The sequence below is a fragment of the Caballeronia arationis genome (assembly GCF_001544975.2).
In the GTDB taxonomy this organism is placed as follows: domain Bacteria; phylum Pseudomonadota; class Gammaproteobacteria; order Burkholderiales; family Burkholderiaceae; genus Caballeronia; species Caballeronia arationis.
This window is the reverse complement of sequence record NZ_FCOG02000357.1, coordinates 1-2402: the sequence shown is the minus strand read 5'-3', so window position 1 is coordinate 2402 and position 2402 is coordinate 1. Positions and strand designations below refer to the sequence as shown.

Annotated in this window: 4 protein-coding genes; 3 read left to right on the top strand and 1 reads right to left on the bottom strand. The window is 62.8% G+C overall.

Going from position 1 to position 2402, the window contains the following annotated elements:
- Nucleotides 1-648: site-specific integrase (locus AWB81_RS42120; protein ID WP_510183686.1), on the bottom strand; the 648-nt coding region annotated here is incomplete at its 3' end.
- A gap of 141 nt (nt 649-789) precedes the next feature.
- Between AWB81_RS42120 and AWB81_RS42115 the strand changes: the two genes are divergently transcribed.
- From AWB81_RS42115 to AWB81_RS42105, 3 genes are all read left to right on the top strand, one after another.
- Nucleotides 790-1806: a DNA-binding protein gene (locus tag AWB81_RS42115; protein WP_062644450.1), complete on the top strand. Its 1017-nt coding sequence runs from the start codon at nt 790-792 to the stop codon at nt 1804-1806.
- A gap of 85 nt (nt 1807-1891) precedes the next feature.
- Complete coding sequence (locus AWB81_RS42110) at nt 1892-2167, top strand: YlcI/YnfO family protein (RefSeq protein ID WP_062644448.1); 276 nt, start codon at nt 1892-1894, stop codon at nt 2165-2167.
- Nucleotides 2168-2240: 73 nt separating this feature from the next.
- A partial coding sequence (locus AWB81_RS42105) for an HU family DNA-binding protein (RefSeq protein ID WP_200822638.1) occupies nt 2241-2402 on the top strand: 162 nt, incomplete at its 3' end.

Genomic DNA, 2402 nt, shown 5'->3' with positions numbered 1-2402 from the left:
CAGCGTGAACAGCCACCGCACCCGATAGGCATGCGCACGCGCGCGATCGGTGTCGCGCGGCAGCGTAGCGATGGTGTGCTTGACTTCCTGCCAGAGGGTCGGCTCGAGATAGCGGGTGATGCGCGGAGCCGCGTGTTTCGTGCGCTGTCGAGAGAGCGAAAGCGGGTTGCCGGCCAAATACCCCGCCTGCACCAGCCACGCAAACAATGCGTTGAGAATGACGATCGCCTGGCGCTGACTCGCGGGCGACAGGGGGCCATAGAAAGGCCGCCACCGTGCATCGTGGCGAGGGTGCTTGCGACCACCGCCGGCGACCCAGGTCGCGGCGGGTTGCGGATCGGCCAGGAATTGCTGGTAGCGCAGACAATCTTCGTGGGTGAGCGACGAGAGCGGCTTGTCGAGCGTCACAAGCGACCAGAGCAGCAAGCGCTCGGCTTCCTTGCGATAACTCTCGAAGGTGGTCTTGGTGTCGTGAAAGCGCGAGAGCCACGCGCGAATCGCATCGAGATCATGGTTGGCCGCGATCTGCGCACGACCGTCCGTCGCGCGATTCGCCCCGACACTACCGTCGAGCGTCGACGGAATCACGAGGGATTCGAGGGGCGCGGGTTGGAGTGCAACGGATGTCGGTGGCGGAAGAGCGGGCATTGAGTGTCACGCGGTTTTGAGGTCGGTACGATACAAATAAATCAACATTATAGCACTAATGTCAAATATAGCTTTGGTCTGCGTTGGTTTCAACGCGGAATACGTTGTATTATGTACGCTTTACTTGCTCCTCTGCGGCCCATGTCCGACGTTCTCTCCGACGAAACCCGCCTCGCGGCGGACATCGAGCGCCTCAAGGCCGAATTCCCTAAGACGCGCGAGCTCTATCGCGAGGTATGCGCGCTGCTGTTCTTCCGCTTTGGCGTCCCGCCGACGGCCAATCGTCTCTACAACCTGGTGCGACGCGGCACCATGAGCACGCCGGCGTCGGTGTTGAGTGAATTCTGGGCGGAGCTGCGCGAGAAAAGCCGAGTGCGTATCGAGCATCCGGATCTGCCGACGGATCTGAGCGACGCCGCAGGCGAGATGATCGGGACCCTGTGGACCCGGGCGGCGACCTCCGCGCAGGCTGAACTGACTGCGCTGCGCGACGAGGTCGAAGCGCAGCGCGCAGAGGCGGGACAGAAAGTGGTCGCGGCGCGTGAGGAGTTGGGTCGGACCGAGACGGCGCTCGAGCAGCGCACCGCGGCGTTGCTGGCGGCCCAGGTCGAGATCCGGGAGCTGGAGCGGGAGCGGGCCGAGGAGGCCGCCACACGTAGAGCGCTGGAGGCGGAGATCAAGCGTCTCGGTGAAGAGGCGCTCGTGCGCGAGCGAGAACTCGAGACGGTGCGCCACACCTTCTCGCGTGATCTGGATAAGCTCCGTGAGACCGCCGGCCGTGCCGAGGAGCGCTTACGCGCATCTGAAAAGCGTGCACTACTAGAGATCGATCGGGAACGCAGCGCCACAGCACAGGCTCAGAAAGAATTGGCCGAGGCGGCCAAGCGGGCAGACAAGCGAGAGGCCGAGCATCGTCGCACCGTCGAAGCGCTGCAGGAGCAGCAGGGCGACGCGCGCCATAAGACCGGCGTGCTCCAGGGCAAGCTCGCCGCGCTCGAAGTGGCACAGAAGTCACTCCAAGAACAGTTGAAGGCGCTGCGCACAACGGCGCGGCCGTCTACGCGACGTGTGCCCACCGCTGAAGCCAGTCCGCCAGCCAGGCGAGCCGCCCGAAAGGCAGCGGCAGTCAAAACGGCGAGAGTGAAAGGTGGCCCGTAGATAATGATCGGATGGCGCTGCGGAGCGGCGCGGTCCACGGCCAGTTGGCGTTGCAGTCGCGCCGACGGCCAAAAGGAGCGAACAGATGAGAAGATCGGCAGAGAACAAATTGCGGGTCGTGGCAGTGCGCATCGATCCCGTCATCGAACAGCGGTTGCGCGTACTGGCAGAGGCCACAGGGCGCAAGCAGTCGTTCTTCCTGCAGCGGCTGATCGAGGAAGGCATCGACGCGATGGAAGAAATCTGGCTGTCGCCGGACACCCTGGCCAAGGTTCGGAATGGCGATTTGCCTGAGCTGCTCGCTGCACATAGCACGACCTCGGATTTCTTCGACCTCGATGCGACCGATGCCGCCCTGTAGGACCGGCGTTTTTTGTGGTTTCGTAGCGATTCGCTAAGATCGCGTTCGTTTTTTTCTGAGAGGAAGGGATTCAATGAACAAGCAGGAACTGATTGACGCTGTGGCGTCGGCGTCGGGTACGAGCAAGATCGCCGCTGAAGATGCGATCAATGCGGTATTTGAGACGATTTCGAAAACGGTGGCCGCGGGAGACACCGTTCAGCTGATCGGCTTTGGATCGTTCGGGACCGGCGAA